We start from the raw sequence: 21,542 nt of genomic DNA on the forward strand, positions 1-21,542 counted from the left end.
AAGGGTCATTTGCGGCTCGCCAGATACGCGATCACATCACGCAGTTCCTCCGGCTTGAGCACCATCGCCAGCGGCGGCATCGCGGACACCGGGGCGGCCGATCGCGTCTTGATCTTCGTCTTTTCGATCTTGACGATCTTGCCGTCGGCCTGAGCGATCGACACACTCTGCGCATCCTCGCCGCGGAGCGTGCCGGCGATCGTGGCGTCGTCGGTCGTCGTGATGATGACCGTCTCGAAACCCTGCGCGATCTTCGCGCTGGGGTTCATCAGCGATTCGAGGAAGTAGGCGCGGTCGCCGCGGCTGGCCACATGCGACAGGTCCGGCCCCGCCTCGCCGCCTTCGTTGTCGATCTTGTGACATCGCATGCACTCGGCCACGGGATGCGCGGCAAACACCTCGCGTCCCGCCGCCGGGTCGCCGCCTTCGAGCGCGAAGTCCATCATCGCCAGCTTCGGCGATAGCGCGTCGAGCTTCTTGTTCATCGCATCCGTGTGACGCGCTCGGGCGGCTTCGACGACGTCGAGCTTGGCGGCGGGGTCGAGTTTTCCGGCCAGATAATCGTCGAGCCCGCCGAGGATCAGATCGTCGGCGGCGGGGGAGTCGAGTGTGGCGAGAGCCGCGAAAGTCATCTGTTTTTCCGAGGAATTGTCGCCATTGAGCGCTTTCTTGAAGTCGTTGATCGCCGCCCCGGCGTCGTAGGCGAACAGGGCCACCCGGGCCGTGGTGCGCACCTTCGCATTGTCATCCTTCAGTGCCGCCGGCAGGGCGTCGGGCAGCTTGGCGCTCTTGCGCTGGGCCAGCAGCTTGATCGACTCGACGCGCACCGCCGGGGGCTGCGTCGCATCGGCGACGGCCTTGAGCAGCGTGTCGTCATCCATCGGAATGTTGAGTGCCGCCGCCAGCTTCGTCACGCTCGCCTGCAGATCGCCTTTGGCATGCGCGAGCATCGACGGCAGGGCGGTCCGCGCCGCGCCCGTGACGATCGCCGCGTCGCGCTCCTCGATCGGGCGATACGTATTGAGCACCGGATCGTTCGGCGCCGGCTTGGACCATTCCGCCAGCGTGGCGATCGCCAATTCGCGCATCACGTCCGGGCGATTTTCATCGGCGGCGAACTTCGCCACCGCCTCCGCGTTCTCCGCCTTGCCGAGCCAGCGGTTGGCGGCGATCGTGCGCCGCATGAGCGGATTGTTCTTCTTGTCGCAGGACTGATCGATGATCTTCGCCAGGGCCGGCATCGCCGCCGCGACCCCGCGATCGTAAATCGCCCGCGCCGCTTCCGTGACGATCGCCTCATCGTGATCGTGCAGGAACATGGCGAGCCGCGGATCATCGAAGCGGCGCATCGCCAGCAGCATCGCCATCCGCACCGCCGCCGATTCGTCCGAGGCGTACTTACCGATCACTTCGCTGTCGCCGATCCAGACAAGGGCCATGATCCCCGCGTGGCGGAGGAACAGGTCCTTGTTGTCATTGTCGCGGATCATCTTCACGACCGGCTCCAGGGCCGGCTTAAATCGCAGTTTTCCCAGCGAAAGAGCCGCAAAATAGCGCACCCGCAGACTTTCGTCCTCGAGCATTTTCACCAGCGCCGGCCCGGCGGAATCGACATGATTCTCGCCCATGACCTTCGCCGCCTGCGCCCGCACTTCCGCATCGGGATCGCCAAGCAGCGACGCGATGCGCTCCGCCTGACCGATCTGCCCCAGGCCCCAGATGCCATGCAGCCGCGCCAGCTCGTTCTTGCAAGTCGTCGCCACATTCACGAAAAGGTCCGCCGCGTTGCGGTCGGCGAGCGTGAACTGAGCGCGGAGACGGACGCGCATGTCGGGGTATTCGAGCAGCTTGACCAGCGCGTCGCTCGACTGCTTGGCGAAGCCCTCGTCAAAGAGCTTGACGGTCTGCTGAATGATCGGATTCTGGATCGCCTTCTCGTCATGCAGCGTGTAGATGCGGCCCTTGCCGGTGCCGGACCATCCATTGATCCAGTCGGAGATGTACATGCGTCCGTCGTAGCCGAAGTCGACATCGGTGGCGAGAATGTGCCATGCGAACTGATGTTGATCCTCGATCTTGAACCCGGCTCCGTCGCGGTCGAGCTTGAAGCTGCGGATGCCCGACGGACCCGGCGACCCGCGGAAGTCAGCCAGGAAAAAGTGTTCGTTGTATCGATCGCTCAGCCCCACGCCCGGGTAATACACAAAGCCGCTCGGCCCGTCCGCGACATGTGCGATCGGCGGCAGCACCCACGCCGGCTGATCGTCATTGCGCAGGTGCCAGATCTTCTCCTCGTGCCACGGGCCGCGGTTGTATTTGCCGCCCATGTACTGAAAGCTCATCATCCAACCGCTGTCGCCGCCCTCGGCGATGTAGACGATGCGCGACTTGTCGCCGGCATCGGAGTTGTTGTCGCCCGTGAACAGATCGCCGTACTGATCGAAAGCCAGTTCCTGCGGATTGCGCAGGCCGGTGTAGACGACTTCGAGGGCCGAACCATCGAAATTACAGCGGAAAACCGCACCCCGGCCGATGTCCATCGTGTCGTAGAGCCGCTTGCCATTGGGCAGCGGGACGTTGTATCCACGGTCGCCGATGGAGAAGTAGATTTTGCCGTCCGGGCCCATCGCCAGGCCGTGCATGTCGTGACCGAGGAACGACGTGCGGACGCCGAAGCCCTGATGCAGCGATTGGCGGACGTCCGCCTTGTTGTCGCCGGTCGAATCGCGGAGGAGCCAGAGATTGGGGATATCCGCGTAGTAGATATCGCCGTCATGGGCCAGCAGGCCGGCGCCGATGCCTTCGATCGGGCCGTTGAATTTGTCCGCGAAGATCGTCGACGTGTCCGCCTTGCCGTCGTGATCGGTGTCGATCACGAGGCGGATGCGGTCGTCCGCTTCGGTGTACCAACTCATCGGGTGATGCTTGTCCGCCCACTTCTGTTGATACGCCAGGCGTTCCTCGACGGTATGCGTCGCCAGGTCATCGTTGAGCCAGTAGCCCTCATGACGATTGTCCGTGACGCCGTGCTCGAAGCGTTCGGTTTCGCCCACGAACAGCAGGCCGTGTTCGTCGATGCAGAACGTCACGGGGTTCTTGAGCAGCGGTTCGGCGGCCCAGACATTGCAGACAATCCCCGGCTGAAGATCGAAGGCCTTCATCGCCGACTGCGCATCGCCGACCGCTTTGTCGTCGGTCTTCTGATCGGTGAGCACCGCCGGCGCGGCGGCCGAGAGGCAGAGCGACAAACACAGGGCGATCCATTTTCCGGGCATCGGTTGACTCCGTGGCGGGTTCGATGAAAACGAGGGAATTTGAAGGGGCATTATACGGGGCGGGGGGACTTAAGTCCCCCCGCCTGATACGCTCAGCAGCGATGAATCGTTCGGACGAACCCGATGTCCTCGCCCCGACGCGCCGATGGATCGTTCCTCTGGGCGCGGCGACGCCGGCGCTGTGGTTTGAGCTTGTCCGCGCGCTGGGTCCGATCGCCCCGGCGGCGCTGCCGACGGCGATGATGATCACGCTCATGTCGCTCTTGAATCTTCCGGGGCAGATCGACTACCGGCTCCGCCGCCGGCGGCGCGTGCGGGCGACGCCGATCGCGCATCCGCCGCTGATCATTCTGGGCCATTGGCGCAGCGGCACGACGTTCATGCACGAACTGATCGCGCGCGATCCGCGCTTCGCCTTCGTGTCGATGTGGCACGCCCTGTCGCCGACGACGTTCGACTTCGCCCCGTGGCGCCGCCGGCTGTTTGCACGGCTGATTCCCGAGACGCGGCCGATGGACAACATGAGCTTGGGCTTCGATCGCCCCTTTGAAGAAGGCAGCGCGATGGCGACGCTCAGCGCATATTCCAATTATCACTGCTTTCATTTTCCCCGCAGCGCCGACGACGTGTTTCGCCGGGCCGTGATGATGGACGGGCTGAACGACGGCGAGCGAGCGGCGATGACGCGCGCGTACTACGAGTTTGTGCAGGCGGTCTCGCGCGATCAGCAGGGCCGGCCGCTGGTGCTCAAAGACCCGGCGCACACCGCGCGAATCCCCTGGATTTTACAGATGTTTCCGGGTGCGAAGTTCGTGCATCTGATGCGCGATCCGTACACGGTCTACGCCTCCACGCTTCAGATGCGCACGCGCGTCCTGTCGCACCTTTCGCTTCAGTACGCCTCGCGGGCGGATCTTCGCCGACAGGTCATCGAGCAGTACGCCCTGGTCATGCGACGCTATCTCGACACGCGCGCGATGATTCCGGCGGCAAATCTGATCGAATTGCGTTTTGAAGATTTCGAGGCGGACCCGATCGGTTCGGCCCGCCAGATTTACGCGAAGTTCAACTACGCCGACTTCGACGCCGCCCGGCCGCATCTGCAGAGCTATCTCGACGAACAGGCGGATTATCGCAAGAGCGATTACGACCTCGATGATGCGATGCGCCAGGAGCTGCGCGAAAAGTGGGGCTTTGTGTTTGAAGCGTTCGGGTATTGACGCGGAACCCGTTGCGGAGCGCGCCTTCATTCGGGGCCACCCTCACCCCGGCCCTCTCCCGGCGGGAGAGGGAGTCGAGTCATGCCCACTCGTAGCTGCGTTCGACGGCCTGGAGGTACCGCTGGTATCGCCGCTCGCTTTCCGTTTCGTTCATCTGCGGTTCCCACGTCTGATCCGCTCGCCAGTGTTCGCGCAGCTCGGCGAGATCGGCGAAGACGCCGGCACCGAGTCCGGCGGCGTAGGCGGCGCCGAGGCAGGTGGTCTCCGTCACCTGCGGGCGCGTGACGGGCGTGCGGAGGACGTCGGCCTGGAACTGCATGAGCAGGGTGTTGGCGGTCATGCCGCCGTCGACTTTCAGATGGCGCAGTTCGATGTGTCCATCGGCGGTCATGGCGTCGATGACTTCGCGCGTCTGGTAAGCCGTGGCTTCGAGGGCGGCCCGGGCGAGGTGGGCTTTGGTGGTGGCGCGGGTCAGACCGACGATCACGCCGCGGGCGTCAGCACGCCATCGCGGAGCGAACAGGCCGCTGAACGCGGGGACGATGTAGACGTCGCCGGTGTCCTCGACCTGGCGTGCGAGCGATTCGACGTCGGCGGCGGAGGCGATCAAGCCGAGGTTGTCGCGGAGCCATTGAATGAGCGAACCGGTGACGGCGATGGAGCCCTCGAGGGCGTAGACGGGTTTTTCATCGCGGATTTGCCATGCGGGCGTGGTGAGCAGTCCGCGGGACGAGAATATCGGACTTTCGCCGGTGTTGATGAGCAGGAAGCAGCCGGTGCCGTAGGTGTTTTTGGCATCGCCGGGTTGGGTGCAACCCTGCCCGAGCAGGGCGGCGTGCTGGTCGCCGAGGACGCCGGTGATCGGGATCGGATCGCCGAAGAGTTTCGTCACGCCGAAGGCGTCGGCGTGTGCGGAGGGATGAATCGTCGGCAGGATCCCGCGCGGGACGCCGATCGCGCCGAGCAGGGCGTCGTCCCATTCGAGCGTGCGCAGGTTCATCAGACTCGTGCGCGAGGCGTTGGTGATATCGGTGGCGAAGTTCCCCCCGGCCGCGCCGCCGGTCAGGTTCCAGATGAGCCAGCTATCGATGGTCCCGGCGCAAAGCTGGCCCGCCTCGGCGTCGCGCTTCAGGTCGGGATCACGGTCGAGTCGCCATCGAATTTTCGGGCCGGAGAAATACGTGGCGAGCGGCAGGCCGGTGATTGGCGCGTAGCGCTGCGGGCCTTCGCCCTTGGCGAGTTGGTCGCAAAGTTCGCGCGTGCGCGTGTCCTGCCAGACGATGGCCCGGCCGCGCGGTTCGCCGGTGCGCGGGTCCCAGATCACGGTCGTCTCGCGCTGATTGGTGATGCCGATGGCGGCGATTTTTCCCGCGCCCCCAGCCTTGTCAATCGCGGCCCCGGTCACGCGACGCGTCGTCTCCCAAATCTCCTTCGCATCATGCTCCACCCAACCCGGTTGCGGAAAATATTGTCGATGCTCCGCCTGTTCGATCGCCACGACTTTGCCGCGTTGATCGAACACCATGCAGCGCGTGCTGGTCGTGCCCTGATCGATCGCGGCGAGGAGGTCGGTCATGGGTGTAATGATACATTTTTCGACACGAAGACACGAAGGCGCGGAGACACAAAGAAAGGCAGAGTACGAAGTAGGTTCAATGCAGAATCATAAGCAGGCACGGTTGAGGGCGGCTGTGCAGCAGCTTGATTGTGCGACACGCGCGATTTGTTTGACTTTCCCCGCCCCCGCATCTCTGTGCGGTCTTCTTCGTGTCTCCGCGCCTTCGTGTCTTTGTGTCAAAGCAGCGCATCAACTCAAAAGCTGCTCAAGATCCTCGCGGGTCAGGTCACGGAGGATGTTTTCCTGGCCGCCGACGATGGCGTCGGCGAGCTGGCGCTTGCGGTCCTGCAGTTCGATGATGCGCTGCTCGACGGTGTCGGAGCAGACGAGGCGATAGGCCGTCACCGCGCGGGTCTGCCCGATGCGGTGGGCACGGTCGATGGCCTGTGCCTCGACGGCGGGGTTCCACCACGGATCGAGGATGAACACGTACTGGGCCGCGGTGAGATTCAGGCCCAATCCGCCGGCCTTCAAGCTGATCAAAAACAGCGGGCAGGCCGGGTCATGTTGAAATCGATCGACGCGGCGTTTGCGATCGACGGTCTGGCCGTCGAGGTATTCGTACGTGACGTTCAGCTCGTCGAGCCGGCGGCGGACGAGGGCGAGCATCGACGTGAACTGACTGAACACCAGCGCCTTGTGTCCCTCATCGATCAGCTCGGCGAGCTGCTCGATGAGCGCATCGAGCTTGGCGCTCGGTTCATCGCGGCGCTTCTCGTCGATCAGCGCGGGGTGACAGGCCGCTTGACGCAGGCGGAGCAATGCTTCGAGCACGACCATCGTCTGCCCGCCGTTGAGCCCCGCGCCCGCCTTGCCCAGCAGGGCGGCCCGGTAGTAGTCGCGCAGTTCGTTGTACACCTTGCGCTGGGCCGGCTCCATCTCGCAGACGATCGTCTGCTCCGTCTTCTCCGGCAGATCCGTGAGCACCTGCGACTTGGTGCGGCGCAGAATGAACGGGCGCAGGGCGCGACCCGCCTGCTGCGCCGCTTCGAGCTTTGTCGGATCGTTGGCGCTGCCGCGCAAGACCTCGGCGAACTTCGTGCCCGATCCGAGCATGCCGGGATTGAGAAACTCGAAGATCGACCACAGATCGCCCAGATGATTTTCGACGGGCGTGCCGGTCAGCGCGAGGCGATGACGCGCATTGACGGACCGCGCCGCCTTGGCGGACTTGGACAAGGGGTTCTTGATCGCCTGTGCCTCATCGAGAATGACATAGTCGAATTCGATCTTGCGCAGCGCGGTCAGGTCGCGGCGGAGCAAACCGTAGCTTGTCACGATCAGGTCCGTCTCGGCGAGTCGCGGCAGCAGGGCGTCGCGGTCGGCACCGGAGTAGTTGAGGACGGAAAGCGAAGGCGTGAAGCGGTGCGCCTCGTCGATCCAGTTGTAGACGACGGACTTGGGGGCGACGACGATCGTCGGGCGTTTGGGCTCCTTCGCATCGCGCTCCATCGCGCGGCGTTCGACATGGGCCAGCACCTGCACGGTTTTGCCCAGACCCATGTCGTCGGCGAGAATCCCGCCGGCACCGAGCCACGCCAGAAACCGCAGCCAGCCGACGCCTTCGCGCTGATACGGGCGCAGTTCGCCCTTGAACGAATCGGCGGGGGCGGCGGGTTCGATGCCGTCGAAGCTGTGCAGCCGCTCGCGCACCTCGGCGAAGCGGGCGTCGATGTTGATCAGTTCGTCGGGTTCGATGAGACGGTCGAGCATGGCGGCCTGCGCGGGCGAGAAGCGCAGATGATCGCCATCGATCCGCCCCAATGCAGCCAACAGACCGTGCTGGGCAAGCCACTGTTCGGGCAACATGCCCTGCGAGCCGTCGTCGAGCGCGACCATGTTCCGGCCGGCGCGGACCGCCTGAAGAATCTGCGGCAGCGTCACGACCTGTTCGCCGCCGTCGCGCCTTGTGTAGCGCACCCCGCCGTGCAGCTCGAACCAGTCCATGCCGCTGGTGATCGAGAGCGCCGCCGTCGACGGTGCGGAAAGAATCTGCTGATCCGCGCGAATCTGCCAACCCCGTCGCAAGAGTCCCGTCACCACCTCCGGCATCCGCCTGGCCCAAAGCGACCACGCCCCCGCACCCTGCGACGGCTCGGGCTTGAAGCCCATCTCGTACAGCGCATCGATCGCCTGCTGTTCACCGATGCGATCGCGCCGCATCAGCGTCGTGTCATGCGATTCATCGGTGCCGTTCTTCTTCCTGTCCGCTTCGCCCGTGCCGTTGACGAATCGGCCGGGCGCATCGACATCGACGCGCCGCTCTTCGTAGTTGAACCACAAAAGCGCGCCCAGCGATGCGGCCGCGCCATTGGCGCCGCCGCCGGCCCCGAGCACCAGATCGAGCGACGGCGTGAGCACGCCCGGCCGCTCCCATCGCCCGACGCCCGGCGGAAACTGCATCGGCGGAAGCTGCGGCAGGCGATACAGGCGATCGAGAAACGTCTCGATTTCCCCGGCGGGAATGACGATTTTCCCCGCGCTGCCCGCGCCCCATGTCCCGTCGCGCAGATGATCCATCCACACGCCCGCGCCCTGATCGTCGAGCAGGTCCACGCGGTCGTCGATGATGATCACGCCGTCGTCCCCGCCAAGCACGAGCGCGGGCTTGTCGATGGCGAGCGTGTCGGAACCGCGGCGCAGCTCGGCGGTGATCGTCAGGTCGCCGGCATCATCAAGCACGCCGACGAGCCACAACACCCACGGCTCTCCGCCGCCCCATCGCAGCACCTGCGGCGACTCGTCGCCGGCCCGCGTCCCCAGCGGATTGCGCGCGTGCAGATGACAGCGCCCCGTGTCGATCATGCGCTTGAGCATCGAGCGCGCGGCGCCGCGCGGCAGGGTGAACGCCTCGTGCTGAAGCGTCTCGCCCCGCGGCTCGTCAAGGTACTCATCGAGCACCGGCGTCGCGCCCATGAGCAGACTGACGATCTCGCGATCCGCCGGCGAAGCAAGGTGCATCACCGTCGTCGATGAAAGTCGCAGCGGCTTGAGCGTGCCGAGGCCCTGCCGCGTGGGTTGGCGCTGGCGCAGCACGACGACGGGCCGGCCGGCCCGCTGGCTGAGCGTGGCGCTCAGAAGGTAGTACACCATCGACGGCAGCACGGTGACGCCGGCGGTCGCCTCGGCGGGCTCGGCCATGGACTGCCGCAAGAGGGTCAGCCGGTCGAGCCATTCGGGCCCGCCGCGCTCATGGCGCGTCCGCACGCCGTCGCGCTTGCGGGCTTTGGGCAGGCGCGGCGCGCCCGCTTGGTCCAGCGCGGTCGTGTCGTGATCGTCAAGCATCTCCCGCTGACTGACTTCCAGCAGGACCGCCCAGAGATGTTTGCAGTAGTGCCCGCTGGCGAAGTGCTCGCAGGTGCATCGGGCGGTGGCGAAGTCGCCCCCGTCGCCGATCACGACGGTGTAGAGTTCGGAGCCGCGCACCTGAGCGCGCACGGCCTCTCCGCGGCGCGGCTCCAGCAGCTCGACGCGCCCCTCACGCTGATAGGCGCGCCCCCTGTGACGGACATCCGTCCTGAAAAAACTCTTCCACCGACTCGTCAGCGACATCGACAGCTCCGAAAGTGCGAACCGAACCCGCCAGCTTACCGCATTCGCAAGAAAATTGCCATATCCGTACTGCGAAGCGCGCGATTGACGTAAATTCACCGCGGAATCGGGCCGATACTGACCGAGCATGACGGTGTCAGCATGTCGCGTGCTGACGCCTGAAACCTGACCGCTGACCGCTTTGTTTTGGAGAGTCGCCATGAGTCTGGTCAATGATGCGCTTCATCGTGCGCGGGAGCAGGCCCGCAAGTGCCCGCCGGTTTCGATGTCGATGCCTTCGCCCGCCGCCCAGCCGCGCGTCAATCGCCGGACGGCGCCGCTGTTCGCCGTGCTGGCGATCGTCGGCGTGGGAGCGGCGGTCGTGCTGGCGGTCGTGGCGATGTCGACGGACATGATCGGACCGAAAAAGACCCTCGCCGCCGAGCGCCTGCCCGCCGTCTCGCCGGTCGTCGAAATGGGCGAGCCGACTTCGCCGCTCAAGATGCTCGCCCCCGTGCCGGCGGTGACCTTGCCGACGCCCGCGCGTTCCGTAGCCGCCGCGCCGGTCGCTGTGCCGACGCCCGTGTCGAAACCCATTGTCACCGCACCCGTGATCAAGTCCGCGCCGGTTGAACCGGCGCCGCGGGTCGAGTCGGCGCCGATCGTGACCGAAGCGAGCGCGCCCGCCTCGCCCAACATCGCCGTGCCGCAAACCAAGCTCTATCAGGTTCAGACCGGCGACACGCTCTCGTCCATCGCCGGCCGGTTCTATGGCTCCAAAGACCGCTGGCGCGAACTTTTCGAACTCAACCGCGATCGACTCGATGATCCCGATCACCTGTCCGTCCGCACCACGCTGCGCGTCCCCGCTCAGGTTCCCGCCGCCCAGTGAGCCGCCAGCACATCCGGCCGATCCGTCGTGATGCCCCATGCGCCCAGCCGCCGGTAGTAGTCGGCCGTGGCGATGTCGTTGGCGACCCAAACGTGAAATTCATGCACGCCGCGCTCGCGCAGTAAAGCAACGAATGCGTCATTGAAATGATGCGTCTGTGCCGCGGAGCCGAAGCCGGTCGCGCCGACGCGCGCGATGTCGTCGGCGACCTGGTCGGCGGTCGGTGCGCCATTCCTGTAGCCGCGCAATAGATGGGTTCGGGCGGCGGGCAGACGGCGGCGGACTTCGGTGAGCGTGTCGTCGTTGAAGCTGATGATCGTCAGGCGGTCGAGCGACATGGCCCGGCGCATCAGCACATGCACCAGCGGATCAACAATGTGCGGGCCGATTTTCAATTCCGCCACAAGATGCTTGCCCGGCGGGAGCAGGGCGATGACCTCCTCAAGCGTCGGAATGCTCTGCGGCGCACAGCCGGGCGCGAAGCGCGAGCCGACGTCGATGCGGCGAAGCTCCGCCAGGTCCGTGTCGGCGATGATGCGATGCCGGTCGGACACGGCGGCGGTGTCGAAATCGTGGATGCAGACGAGGCGTCCGTCGCGCGTCAGGTGGAAGTCGCCTTCGATGCCGTCGGCGCCCATTGAAAAGGCGAGGGTGAATGCGGCAAAGGTGTTCTGCGGGGCGTCGTGGGACGCGCCGCGGTGGGCGATGATGCGTGGTTTGACCATTGCCGCCTCATGCTCAACCTGCCGCGGCGAGGGGGGTACAATGGTGACCCGCCGCGGCGGACTTCCGGTCGACGCGGCATTGTATTGCATCGCACGAGGCAAGACACGCATGCGCGACGTTCGCTCACTTACCGCCGCTCCGCTCGATGTGCTGATCATCGGCGGGGGCATCGTCGGTGCGGGCGTCGTGCGCGACGCCGCCATGCGCGGGTTATCCGTCGGACTTGTCGAGCAGTACGACTTCGCCTCCGGCACGTCGAGCCGATCGAGTCGGCTGCTGCACGGCGGGCTGCGCTATCTGGCGCAGGGGCGCATCGGACTCGTGCGCGAAGCGGCGCGCGAGAAGCGGATCGTCCACCATATCGCCCCGCACCTGGCGCCTCCGCTGGCGTTCATCTTTCCGACGCGGCGCGGGACGCCGTGGCGAAAGTCCAAGCTCTGGCTCGGCGTGAAAGTGTACGACTGGCTCGGCGGGCGCAACTTTGAAAAGTCGCGCGCCCTTGATGTCAGCGCCACGCTCGACCTGCTCCCCGGGCTCGACACGCGCAATCTGACCGGTTCCGTGCGATACTTCGATGCGCAGACGCACGATGCGCGACTCGTCATCGATTCGCTCCGATCCGCCGCCAAACACGGCGGGATCGTCACTAACTACATCAAGCTTGTCGATGCGCAGCGCGAAGAGGACCTCTGGCGATGCACGCTCGAAGACCGCATCGCCGGCGATCGCCTCGACGTCAAGGCCCGCTGCATCGTCAATGCGGCCGGGCCGTGGTCCGACCGGCTCCCGCATTCGCACACGCGCCTGCGCCTCACCAAAGGCGCGCATCTGGTGATCGATCGCGAACGCCTGCCGATTCCCGATGCGGTCGTCATGACGCAGGCGTCGCGCATTTTGTTCGCGATACCGTGGGGCCAGCGCGTGATCCTCGGCACGACCGACACCGACTACGAAGGCCCGCCCGAAGCGCCGGTCTGCGATGAGGCGGATCGGGCGTACATTCTTGACGTGGTCAACACGCACTTTCCCGAAGCGCGCATCGGGGCGGAGGATGTGATCAGTACATGGGCGGGTCTGCGGCCGCTGGTGTGGAACAGGAAGGGCCGGCCGTCGGAGCTGTCGCGCTCGCATGAAATCAAGATGAGCGAGCCGGGCTGGATCGACGTGACCGGCGGCAAGCTCACGACGTATCGACTCATGGCCGAGCAGACGGTCGACCTGATCGCCCGGCGCATGGGTCGGAAGCTGCGCATCTGTCGCACGGCCGCGGAGCCGCTGCTGGAAACGGGCGAAGTCGAAGGCGTCAGCGGCGTTGTTCCGCCGGCGGTCCAGCGCGCGGTGGTGGAGCATGCGGTCGAGCGCGAGTGGGCGGTGAACCTCGATGACGTGATGACGCGGCGAACCGGTTGGCGTCACTATCACGCGGATCACGCTTCGATCGCCCGGCAGGCGGCCGACTGGATGGCGCAGGCGCTGTCGTGGGATGCCCGCCGGCGAAGCGCCGAAGTCGCGCGCTACCTGGCGGCGGCGGCCGAAGGCGTGTGAGTTGAGTTGAGACAGATTGAACCGCCGAGACGCCAAGAGCACCGAGAAGAACATCGAACCACAAATCCCTTCGACGGGTTTCCTCGGCGCTCTCGGTGTCTCGGCGGTTCACTTCCGTCTTCTTTATACGCATTTTGCTCATCAACTGATATGTCTACAATGCGGACGGAGGCCCGCTGAAATGCCGACATTTCGCCGCATTTATGCGTTCATTCTCGCTGCTTTGCCCCTGACCTCGATGGCCCGCGCCGAACCTACGCAGCACGACATCGTCATCTACGGCGCCACGCCCAGCGGGATCATCGCCGCCGTCGCCGCCGCGCGCGACGGGCGCTCCGTCCTCGTCCTTGAACCCACCGATCACATCGGCGGCATGACGACCGGCGGACTGTCCAGCACCGACATCGGCAACCCGATCGTCATCGGCGGGCTCGCCCATGAATTCTTCCAACGCGCGGCGGCAAGCTATCACGACCCTGAGCGCCTCAAAGGTCGCGCGATCTTCTACTCCGAGCCGCATGTCGCGATGGCGGCGTTCAAGGACATGCTCGATGAAGCGCATGTCGAAGTGCGCACGCATCAGCGACTCGACCGCGCGACCATGCACGACCACCGCCTCACCGCCGTAATGATGCTCGATGGCTCCGAACATGCGGCGCGTATGTTCATCGACGCGAGCTACGAAGGCGACCTGATGGCGAAGGCGAACGTGTCCTATATCGTCGGCCGGGAATCGAGCGAGCAATACGGCGAACCGCTGGCGGGGTTTCACCCGGCGGAGCTGCGCCCGCGGACCGTCGAGGAAATGGCGCTCGACGATCCGGACGTCGCGTCGGATGCGACGGTCAAGGCGATGCATTACGTGCACGGCACGCCGACGAAGATTTCGCCGTATGACGAAGATGGGAAACTGCTGCCGGGGATCAACGGCGGGGCATGGCCGGCGATCGGATCGGCGGATCGGAAGATCATGGGCTACAACTTCCGCGTGATCGTGACGCGCGCGCCGGGCAATCGTCTGCCCTGGCCCAAACCGGCGCATTACGATGTGAAGCAATACGAACTTCTGCGGCGGGTCATCGCGGCGTATCCGGGCATCCGTTTCTCCAAGCTCGTGCATCTGGCGCCGATCCCCAACGGGAAATTCGACGCCAACAACATCGGCATGATCGTCGGCACGAATCTCATCGGCGAAAACTACGGCTATCCCGACGGCGACTGGGCGATGCGCGATCGGATCTGGCAGGCGCATGTCGACTACGTGCAGGGGGTTTTCTGGTTCCTCGCGCATGATGAGCGTCTGCCCGCCGACCTGCGCGACGAGGCCAATCAGTGGGGCCTGTGCAAGGACGAGTTCATCGACAACGATCACTGGCCCTACGCCCTGTACATCCGCGTGGCCCGCCGCATGATCGGCGACTATGTCATGACGCAGACGGATGTGCAGAAGCAGCTCACGAAGAGCGATGCGATCGGCATGGGCTCGTTCATCTGCGACTCGCATGCGGTTCAGCGGCTTATTCATCCCGACGGGTACGTCATCGACGAAGGCAACTTCGATGTGCCGACGCGGCCGTACGAAATTGCGTATCGCTCTCTGACGCCCCGGAAGGGGGAGTGCGACAATCTGCTGGTGTCGGTGTGCATGTCGGCGTCGTATGTGGCGTACGGATCGATTCGGATGGAGCCGCAGTACATGATCATGGGTCACGCGGCGGGGCTCGCCGCTTCGCAGGCGATCGCGCGCGACACCGCTGCGCAGGACATCGACATCGCGGCGTTACAGGCGAAGCTGCGGGCGCAGAAACAGATCGTCACGCTTGCCGACGCGCCGGGGGCGGCGGCGCTGCTCATCCCGCTGAGCGGCGGGCTCATCGTCGACGACGGCGATGCGGCGCTCGTCGGCGACTGGCAGGGCAGTTCCTTCGCCCGCGGGTACCAGGGCGGATACCTGCACGACCGCGACGCGAGCAAGGGACATCTGTCCGCGACATACACGTTCGCCATCGACCGGGCGGGCGAATACGAGGCGCGCTTCGTGTATGTGCCGTACCCGAACCGGGCGACGAATGTGCCGATCACGATCGAATCGGCGGACGGCACGAAGATGGTGAAGATCAACGAGCGCGAGAAGCCGCCGATCGATGGCGCGGCCGTGTCGCTCGGCCGGTTCCATTTCGCACCCGGCAAGCCGGCGATCATCACCATCCGCAATGACCATACGGACGGCTACGTCGCGGTCGATGCGGTGCAGCTTCTGCCGGTCGAATGAGATTTATCATTATCGCAAACCTCTTTAAATTAACGCTTTATATCACCATCGCGGGGTTCGCGTGAAATGATGGACCCCGACCGGTTCAGTTCATAGGGATGACCGCCCGCTTGATCGGTTGAGGACCGCCCATCATGGACACGCCATCGCCTGATCATCTGCGCGCCCGGCAGTTCACCCGACTCTGGGTCGGGGCCCAGCCGGTCGTGGCGGCGTACGTGTTCGCGGCGGTGCGTCAGCGGGCGGACGCGGAGGACGTGCTTCAGACCGTCGCCGAGGCGGCGCTGGAGGATTTCGACAAGTATGACCCGGCCGCTTCGTTCACCGGCTGGGCGCTGGGCATCGCGCGCTACCGCGTGCTCAATCATCACCGCAATCACAAGCGCGATCGCCATGTCTTTTGCGAACACACGCTCGACCTGCTCGCCGCGTCGCATCAGGCGGCCGAACCGCTGGCCGAGTCGCACCGGCAGGCGCTGGCGCAGTGCCTCAAGTCGATTCCCCGCCGGCAGCACGCCATGCTGATGCAGCGTTATCGCGACGATCAGTCGATGGCGCAGATCGGCGAGCGGCGGGGGATGAGCGCCAATGCGGTGGCGATCGGGCTGCATCGCATTCGTCAGGCGCTGGCGCAGTGCATCCGGGCGAAACTCCAAAGCGAGGCGCGCCATGGATGACGCAATGCGCCTCATCGATGCCTACTTCGACGAACTGATCGACGATGCGGACATGGCGCAGCTCGAGGCGCTTGTGGCGAGCGATGCGGCGGCGCGCGATGCGTTCACGCAGCGTTCGCTGATGCACCGGCAGATGCTCGAAACATGCAAGGTCGACGACTTCGCCGACGCCCGGCCGATCGTGATGCGGGCGCGGCGTCGGTATGGGCTTGCCGCCGCGGCGTTGATCGCGCTGACGATCGGCGTGCTGACGTACCTGACATTCACCCCGAAATCCGACCGCGACAATCCCCCGTCATCCTCCGCAGCCGTCGCGCTGCTTTCCGACAAGTCCGCCGATGCGGCGTTCGCGCAGGGCGAGTGGGCCTTGTGTGATGAGCTGATCGCCGGGCCGGTGATGTTGACGCGAGGCACGGCCCAGGTGGCGTTCAAATCCGGCGCCGTGGTCGATCTGGCGGGACCATGCATGTTTGATGCACTCTCGCCGGAGATCGGGTCGCTGCGGCGCGGCCAGCTTGAAGCATTCGTGCCGCAGCCCGCGCACGGGTTCACCATTCATGTGCCCGGCGGGTCGCGCATCGTCGACCTGGGCACGCGCTTTTTCGCCGAGGTCGACAAGCACGATCGCACCTTCGTCTGCGTCACGCAGGGCCGCGTCCGCGGCGTCGATGCGGCGGCGGCTCAGTCGGAACTGACCGCCGGGCAGGGATTGCGTTTCGTCGACGGCAAACTGGTGCATGACGCGTCGACGGATCGTTATGCGAGCTTCTGGCTCGTGCGCCATCGACTGCGGGCCGACGCGGCGATGGTGCGCTGGCTCGACTTCAACGACGCGGACGACCCGGCGGCGGGGCGATTCGAATACGACGGCGCGAAGCGCTTCGACGGGGCCCGCGACTCGATCACGCTGGACCTGCCCGAGCCGATGCGCCAGTGCACCGTGCTGGCGCTGGTGAAACTCGACGCGGTCGGCTCGGCCGATCATCCGATCCGCGCGATCATGGATGCCGATCGCTTCGGCCCCGATGCGGGGTTCCACTGGCAGATCAGCACGGCCAATTACATCGATGCACAGGGCGCCCGGACCGATGACCACATCGTCAATGCGATGATCGGGCGATGGGTCTGGCTCGCCGTGGTGGACGATCACATGACCGGCTCGCGGCGGATTTACGCCGACGGGATTCGGATCGGCGTCGGCGCGTGCCCCAAGGATCGGACGACCGTGCTCGGGACGGTGCGCGTGGGCGACTGGTCCGGCGGGGCGCGCCCGTTGATGGGGGCGATGGACGAATTTGCCGTGCTTTCACGGGTTTTGTCGGAGGACGAGATCAAAGACCTGGCGACGGCCGGGCGCGTGTCCGAGGAGCCATGAGACCGACGCTGCGTGCGTCACAAGGAGCGATTGCGATGAAGAATCGATTTAAGCAATGGATGATGGCGGGACTGATCGGAACGCTGGGCGCGACGGCGGCGCATGCGTCGCTCGTCGTGGGCGACTACACGAACATCACCAGCGGAACCTTCGCCGTCTCGAACACGGACCTCCTTCAGACAAACCTGTCCAGCGCGAGCGGCGAAGCCGACGCCGGGGCACGCAACGGCAACTTCCCCGCCAATGTCAGCATCATGGAGGCCTCCGCCGCCAACCCCGCCACGCAATGGGCGCTCGGCTCGACCGTGACATACCTGCTCAACAGCAAGTGGAGCATCGGGCAGATCAACGCCTACACGCAGTGGGACGCCTCGCGCGCCGAGCAGGGCTACACGCTCCAGGTCACCACCAATGGCGGCTCGACCTGGACGACGATCGGCACCGTCAGCACGCCCGACGTCACCGGCGGCAACTCCGCCTCGCGCACCAGCACCTACGACACCACCGGCGCTCCCGTCGCGATTGGCGTCAACGGCGTCCGCTTCGCCAACATCACCAGCGCCGACGCGCTCGCCGACGTGTATCGCGAGTTCGACGTCATCGCGTCGAACCTTCAGGTCGGCCAGGCGCAGTTCAACGCCGGCAACGTCGCGCCTTCGCCGATCGTCGCCGTGAGCAATGACCTGCTTCAGACGAGTCTCGCATCGGTGACGGGCGAAAACGCCGCGTCGCTCGTGCGCAACGGCACCACCGGCACCAGTGCCGAGAACACCGCCGGCGTCAATCCCGCCATCGTGTGGGGACAGACGACGACGACCTACAACCTCGACGTTTCGACGAACCTATGGGGTTACGACATCACCGACATCAATGTCTTTTCCGGCTGGACCGACTCCCGCGCGGGGCAGAGCTACGAAATCTGGTACTCGACGATCTTTTCCGCATCGTTCATCAAACTCGGCGCGGTGAGCGAACTGGTGTCCAACGGCTCGCTCCTGACGCGGACGCACAATCTCGACGGCACCGCGTTCCTCTCGCACATCGATGCGATCCGCTTCGTGCAGGTCAACAACGGCAACGCGGGGACAGGCACCGTGTTCCGCGAATTCGATGTGATCGGCGTCGCCTCGGTGCCGGCGCCGATGGCGCTGCCCGCCGGGCTCGCGATGCTCGGACTTGTCATGGGGTTGCGACGCAAATGAAGACGGAACAGGTCCATTGCGCAGCGCGTTTTGCGGCGGGGCTGGCCCCGCGCGGTGCGCTCGTGAACTTGAGGCGGGGTGACTTAAGTCACCCCGCCGCGCCGTGGGCGCGACACGGGTTCACGTTGATCGAACTGATGGTGGTCATTTCGATCATCGCGGTTCTGATCGCCATACTGTTGCCGTCGCTCAACAAGGCGCGCGACCGCGCCCGGCTGGTCGTGTGTACCTCCAACGAGCGGCAACTGGCGGCGGCGTGGCTGATGTACGCGATGGATCACCACGGCCTGCTCGTTCAGCCGTCCAACAACACCAGCGAACACTGGATCGATCGCCCGTCCAATCACGGCGGCGACGTGGAGGCGGGCATCCGGGCCGGGGCGTTTTACCGGATCGGATACATTCAGACGCTCGGCGTCTATCACTGCCCCGCCGACCGAAGCGGATACCTCACACCCAGCTATTCGATCTCCGTCGCGCTGGGCTACAACGCGGCGAGCTACGGCGGGGTCACCATCCGCAAAACGCTGGGGGAGATCGCCCGAGCGGCGGATACGCTTGTGAGCATCGAAGAATACGACCCGCGCGGCGACGGATCGGCGGGGGCGTGGGTCTGTTTGCAGGCCCCGTATACGTGTTACGTCAACGCCGACTGGTTCGCGCGATGGCACGACGATGCGTACACGCTCTCCTTCGCCGACGGTCACGCCGGCTACCAGATGATGCTCAACCCCGGCAGCGCCTCGCTGGGCAAACTCGGCGACGTGGTCCCCGCGTCCAACGAAGACTGGCAGTGGCTCTGGGCGCACTACAAGACCTGGTGAGGCGAAGCGGGTCCGACGCACGGACGCGCATCAGCGATGAAGCCGATGTCGCGTGCGCCGCGTCGCTGCCATGACGATCAAGGCGCTCATGACGCCCGCCGTCGCCGGTTCGGGAATCAACGCGAGGAATCCGCGGATTTCGCCGCCGGGGATGACCGTCGTGTGCAGATCAATGTAGGCGGTGCCCGCGTTGAGACTGGCGAGAAGCGCGGCGGTGGCGCCGACGGCGGTATTGCCGTTGTCGGTGACGAACGAGGGGTTGAACGAACTTGTCATCGTCAAGTCGAAAGTGTGGTCGTAGTTGCCGCTGGTGACGCCGAGGGGGAACCCGGTGAACGTCGGCGTGGTGGTGATGACGCCGGCGGTGCCGGTGCTGGCGTTGGCGGTCGGACCATGAATATGCGCGGCGGTCGTCGTGCCGATCAGATCGCTGAAATTCATTTGCACGCGGAGCGTCACGGCGACATCGTCGTAGGTCACGATGGCGAAGCCGGTGCCGGGGGAGGCATTGGGCGGGAATTCGGAGGGACCGTCGAGAAAGGCCTGATACGTGAACATCGCCGCCGACGCCGACGGACTGACGCACCCAAGCAGCGCAAGCAATGCCAGCGCCGCCGCCGAATGGAATCGCGACATACACATCTCCTTCCGAAAATGTCACAACCGACCCGCGCACCTTGCGCGCCGAGGGACTGCGCCGAACGACGGCGCAATCTGGCTGGACATGGGTGCAATTCATATGCCGCGAGGCGGCCGGCCGGTAAGCGGATCGCTTCGGATGCGACGCAACTGTCGCAGGGCGGGATGGATGGCGAATTATCCACCGATGTCGTCCCGGCAGACGGAACGCATGCATGATGTGCTTAAATGGCGCCCCGCCGGATTCGGCGGTGGGTGAACGACTGCCGGAATGGATCAATCGTGATGCGCATCGCGCAGGTAGCTTAAAGCGATGCCGCGCAGGCGGCGGCGCTGGGCGGGTTCCAGATCGCGGAAGCTCTTGATGACGCCCCGGCAATTGGCCGCCCCGCAGGTGCAAGGAATGGTCCAGCCGGGCTCGTTGATCGTCGTGCTGTAGTCGAAGAAGAGTTCTTCGCCGTCGTGAATGTCGCGGAGGGCGATGAGCGTCAGTGAACCATTGACGAACCCGACGTTGGGTTCGCAGCAGTGATTCATGTAGTCGTCGGCGGTGGGCTTGTCGACGTTTTCAACGAGAAACGTGTCGGGGCCGACTTGTAGCGCGCGGGCGTCGGGATCGAGCGCCTCGCGGTGCGTTTCGATGCCGCCGCAGGTGATGACGGGCGTGCCGGCGGGGACGAACCCGCGGACGTAGGCGCCCCGGCCGTGCACGGGCGAATGACCGATGACCACCTCGAACGTCGCATCCGTTTGTGCCATGATCGATAGACCTTCCGCAGCGTCGTGTCAGCGAGCGCCCATCACCTCACAAGCCCCGGCCGCGCCGGCGACCCGTGCTGCGGTGTAGTCTATCGCTCGATCCCGCCTCCAGACAAACGCCCCGCCCGTACTCGTGCGGCATCAACCGGCTCAACGCGGCAGGAGATACCCGTATTCCGTCCATTCGGGGTGGCAATTGCTGAAATAAATCTTCACGAGCCGACCGTCCGCCATCTGCAGATCGTTCACAAGCCGCACCGCCCCGTCGGTCAGCAGGAAATTGCGGTCGATTCGCCCCCGGGTGCTGTCGTTGTTGTAGGGCGTGCCGTACCAGAGGGCGTAGTGCGTCGGCACATCCGAATAGTTCTCGCCGTCGGGGTCTTCGATGGCGTTATGGTTGTACCGCCGGCTGACGTTCAACACTTCCCAATCCATATCCGCCAGCAGCACGCTGAACTGCCGACCGTTGTAACGGGCGGGCGGATCATTGAGCCGGGCGGTCGCGCTGGTCGGATCGGTCCGCAGAAGTCGGGAGCCGAAGTACATCTCGTAGCTGCCGTGCACATCGCGGGCGTTGGTCACGTCGAGCCGATCGATCTGCTCGGACGTGCCGGGCGCGCCGGGACAATGGAACTGGCTCATCGCGATGTAGGGTCGAAGCCGCGGACGGTCGTCCCATGTCCCCAGCGGAGGATAGTCGTACCGCAGCTTCGTCCGCTTGGGATTGGGCGAGTCCATCTCGACGGTCAGATACGGATAATTCCCGAACGCGTCCCCGGCGTAGCAGACCAGGCCGACGTGAATCTGATGCATGTTCGCGCCGCACTGCGTCAGCATCGCCAGATGCCTGGCCCGCCACAGGCTCGGCAGGAGAATCGCCGCGAGCACCGCGATGATCGCAATCACCACAAGCAGCTCGATGATCGTAAATGCACAGCGGCGCATGATCGGGTTCCGTAACGCCCGGGGACGCACGTCCCCGGGTTC

At 65.2% G+C, this 21,542-nt stretch carries 14 protein-coding genes; 7 read left to right on the top strand and 7 right to left on the bottom strand.

Annotated elements, in window-relative coordinates:
• Positions 1–5: 5 nt before the first annotated feature.
• Entirely contained in the window at positions 6–3,326 is a 3,321-nt protein-coding gene (locus GC162_16565) for a c-type cytochrome (protein ID MBI1370249.1), read from the bottom strand.
• Between GC162_16565 and GC162_16570 the strand changes: the two genes are divergently transcribed.
• Positions 3,299–4,495 carry a hypothetical protein gene (locus GC162_16570; GenBank protein MBI1370250.1) on the top strand — a complete coding sequence of 399 codons (1,197 nt, stop codon included), beginning with the start codon at positions 3,299–3,301 and terminating at the stop codon, positions 4,493–4,495. The genes GC162_16565 and GC162_16570 overlap by 28 nt on opposite strands.
• A 79-nt stretch (positions 4,496–4,574) precedes the next feature.
• Here the strand turns inward: GC162_16570 and glpK are convergent, their stop codons facing one another.
• Positions 4,575–6,071 carry a glycerol kinase GlpK gene (gene glpK, locus GC162_16575; protein MBI1370251.1) on the bottom strand — a complete coding sequence of 499 codons (1,497 nt, stop codon included), beginning with the start codon at positions 6,069–6,071 and terminating at the stop codon, positions 4,575–4,577.
• A 231-nt stretch (positions 6,072–6,302) separates the two neighbouring features.
• Entirely contained in the window at positions 6,303–9,866 is a 3,564-nt protein-coding gene (locus GC162_16580) for a helicase SNF2 (GenBank protein ID MBI1370252.1), read from the bottom strand.
• Between GC162_16580 and GC162_16585 the strand changes: the two genes are divergently transcribed.
• Positions 9,865–10,536 (top strand): LysM peptidoglycan-binding domain-containing protein, encoded by a 672-nt coding sequence (locus tag GC162_16585; GenBank protein ID MBI1370253.1) that lies wholly within the window; start codon positions 9,865–9,867, stop codon positions 10,534–10,536. The two genes, GC162_16580 and GC162_16585, sit on opposite strands and share 2 nt — an antisense overlap.
• Here the strand turns inward: GC162_16585 and GC162_16590 are convergent.
• Positions 10,515–11,465: a glycerophosphodiester phosphodiesterase gene (locus GC162_16590; GenBank protein ID MBI1370254.1), complete on the bottom strand. Its 951-nt coding sequence runs from the start codon at positions 11,463–11,465 to the stop codon at positions 10,515–10,517. The genes GC162_16585 and GC162_16590 overlap by 22 nt on opposite strands.
• On the opposite strand from GC162_16590, the gene GC162_16595 reads away from it, so the two are divergent.
• The 5 genes from GC162_16595 (at position 11,371) to GC162_16615 (ending at position 19,157) form a co-directional block, all read left to right on the top strand.
• Positions 11,371–12,807 carry an FAD-dependent oxidoreductase gene (locus GC162_16595; GenBank protein ID MBI1370255.1) on the top strand — a complete coding sequence of 479 codons (1,437 nt, stop codon included), beginning with the start codon at positions 11,371–11,373 and terminating at the stop codon, positions 12,805–12,807. The genes GC162_16590 and GC162_16595 overlap by 95 nt on opposite strands.
• Positions 12,808–12,988: 181 nt before the next feature.
• On the top strand, positions 12,989–15,079 hold the full coding sequence (locus tag GC162_16600) for an FAD-dependent oxidoreductase (protein MBI1370256.1): 2,091 nt from the start codon (positions 12,989–12,991) through the stop codon (positions 15,077–15,079).
• A 134-nt stretch (positions 15,080–15,213) separates the two neighbouring features.
• Complete coding sequence (locus GC162_16605) at positions 15,214–15,756, top strand: sigma-70 family RNA polymerase sigma factor (protein MBI1370257.1); 543 nt, start codon at positions 15,214–15,216, stop codon at positions 15,754–15,756.
• Positions 15,668–17,131 carry a hypothetical protein gene (locus GC162_16610; GenBank protein ID MBI1370258.1) on the top strand — a complete coding sequence of 488 codons (1,464 nt, stop codon included), beginning with the start codon at positions 15,668–15,670 and terminating at the stop codon, positions 17,129–17,131. Before GC162_16605 ends, GC162_16610 begins: the two co-directional genes overlap by 89 nt.
• Before the next feature lie 844 nt (positions 17,132–17,975).
• Complete coding sequence (locus GC162_16615) at positions 17,976–19,157, top strand: prepilin-type N-terminal cleavage/methylation domain-containing protein (protein MBI1370259.1); 1,182 nt, start codon at positions 17,976–17,978, stop codon at positions 19,155–19,157.
• Positions 19,158–19,187: 30 nt separating this feature from the next.
• Here the strand turns inward: GC162_16615 and GC162_16620 are convergent, their stop codons facing one another.
• From GC162_16620 to GC162_16630, 3 genes are all read right to left on the bottom strand, one after another.
• The gene (locus tag GC162_16620; GenBank protein MBI1370260.1) at positions 19,188–19,799 is read right to left on the bottom strand and encodes a CHRD domain-containing protein; all 612 of its coding nucleotides are present in this window, start codon (positions 19,797–19,799) and stop codon (positions 19,188–19,190) included.
• A gap of 273 nt (positions 19,800–20,072) precedes the next feature.
• The gene (locus GC162_16625; GenBank protein MBI1370261.1) at positions 20,073–20,555 is read right to left on the bottom strand and encodes an SET domain-containing protein-lysine N-methyltransferase; all 483 of its coding nucleotides are present in this window, start codon (positions 20,553–20,555) and stop codon (positions 20,073–20,075) included.
• Positions 20,556–20,705: 150 nt separating this feature from the next.
• Positions 20,706–21,500 (bottom strand): prepilin-type N-terminal cleavage/methylation domain-containing protein, encoded by a 795-nt coding sequence (locus tag GC162_16630; GenBank protein ID MBI1370262.1) that lies wholly within the window; start codon positions 21,498–21,500, stop codon positions 20,706–20,708.
• Positions 21,501–21,542 lie beyond the last annotated feature (42 nt).

It is taken from the genome of Planctomycetota bacterium (assembly GCA_016125255.1).
Taxonomy (GTDB): domain Bacteria; phylum Planctomycetota; class Phycisphaerae; order Phycisphaerales; family Zrk34; genus RI-421.

Excerpts from the sequence above, each read along its gene's own strand:
- GC162_16595 (MBI1370255.1), top strand. The coding sequence starts at position 11,371 with ATGCGCGACGTTCGCTCACTTACCGCCGCTCCGCTCGATGTGCTGATC.
- glpK (MBI1370251.1), bottom strand. The coding sequence starts at position 6,071 with ATGACCGACCTCCTCGCCGCGATCGATCAGGGCACGACCAGCACGCGC.
- GC162_16570 (MBI1370250.1), top strand. The coding sequence starts at position 3,299 with ATGAAAACGAGGGAATTTGAAGGGGCATTATACGGGGCGGGGGGACTT.
- GC162_16615 (MBI1370259.1), top strand. The coding sequence starts at position 17,976 with ATGGGGTTACGACATCACCGACATCAATGTCTTTTCCGGCTGGACCGA.
- GC162_16600 (MBI1370256.1), top strand. The coding sequence starts at position 12,989 with ATGCCGACATTTCGCCGCATTTATGCGTTCATTCTCGCTGCTTTGCCC.
- GC162_16585 (MBI1370253.1), top strand. The coding sequence starts at position 9,865 with ATGAGTCTGGTCAATGATGCGCTTCATCGTGCGCGGGAGCAGGCCCGC.
- GC162_16610 (MBI1370258.1), top strand. The coding sequence starts at position 15,668 with ATGCGGTGGCGATCGGGCTGCATCGCATTCGTCAGGCGCTGGCGCAGT.
- GC162_16580 (MBI1370252.1), bottom strand. The coding sequence starts at position 9,866 with ATGGCGACTCTCCAAAACAAAGCGGTCAGCGGTCAGGTTTCAGGCGTC.
- GC162_16605 (MBI1370257.1), top strand. The coding sequence starts at position 15,214 with ATGGACACGCCATCGCCTGATCATCTGCGCGCCCGGCAGTTCACCCGA.
- GC162_16620 (MBI1370260.1), bottom strand. The coding sequence starts at position 19,799 with ATGTGTATGTCGCGATTCCATTCGGCGGCGGCGCTGGCATTGCTTGCG.
- GC162_16630 (MBI1370262.1), bottom strand. The coding sequence starts at position 21,500 with ATGCGCCGCTGTGCATTTACGATCATCGAGCTGCTTGTGGTGATTGCG.
- GC162_16590 (MBI1370254.1), bottom strand. The coding sequence starts at position 11,465 with ATGGCGGCGTCGCGCACGACGCCCGCACCGACGATGCCCCCGCCGATG.
- GC162_16565 (MBI1370249.1), bottom strand. The coding sequence starts at position 3,326 with ATGCCCCTTCAAATTCCCTCGTTTTCATCGAACCCGCCACGGAGTCAA.
- GC162_16625 (MBI1370261.1), bottom strand. The coding sequence starts at position 20,555 with ATGGCACAAACGGATGCGACGTTCGAGGTGGTCATCGGTCATTCGCCC.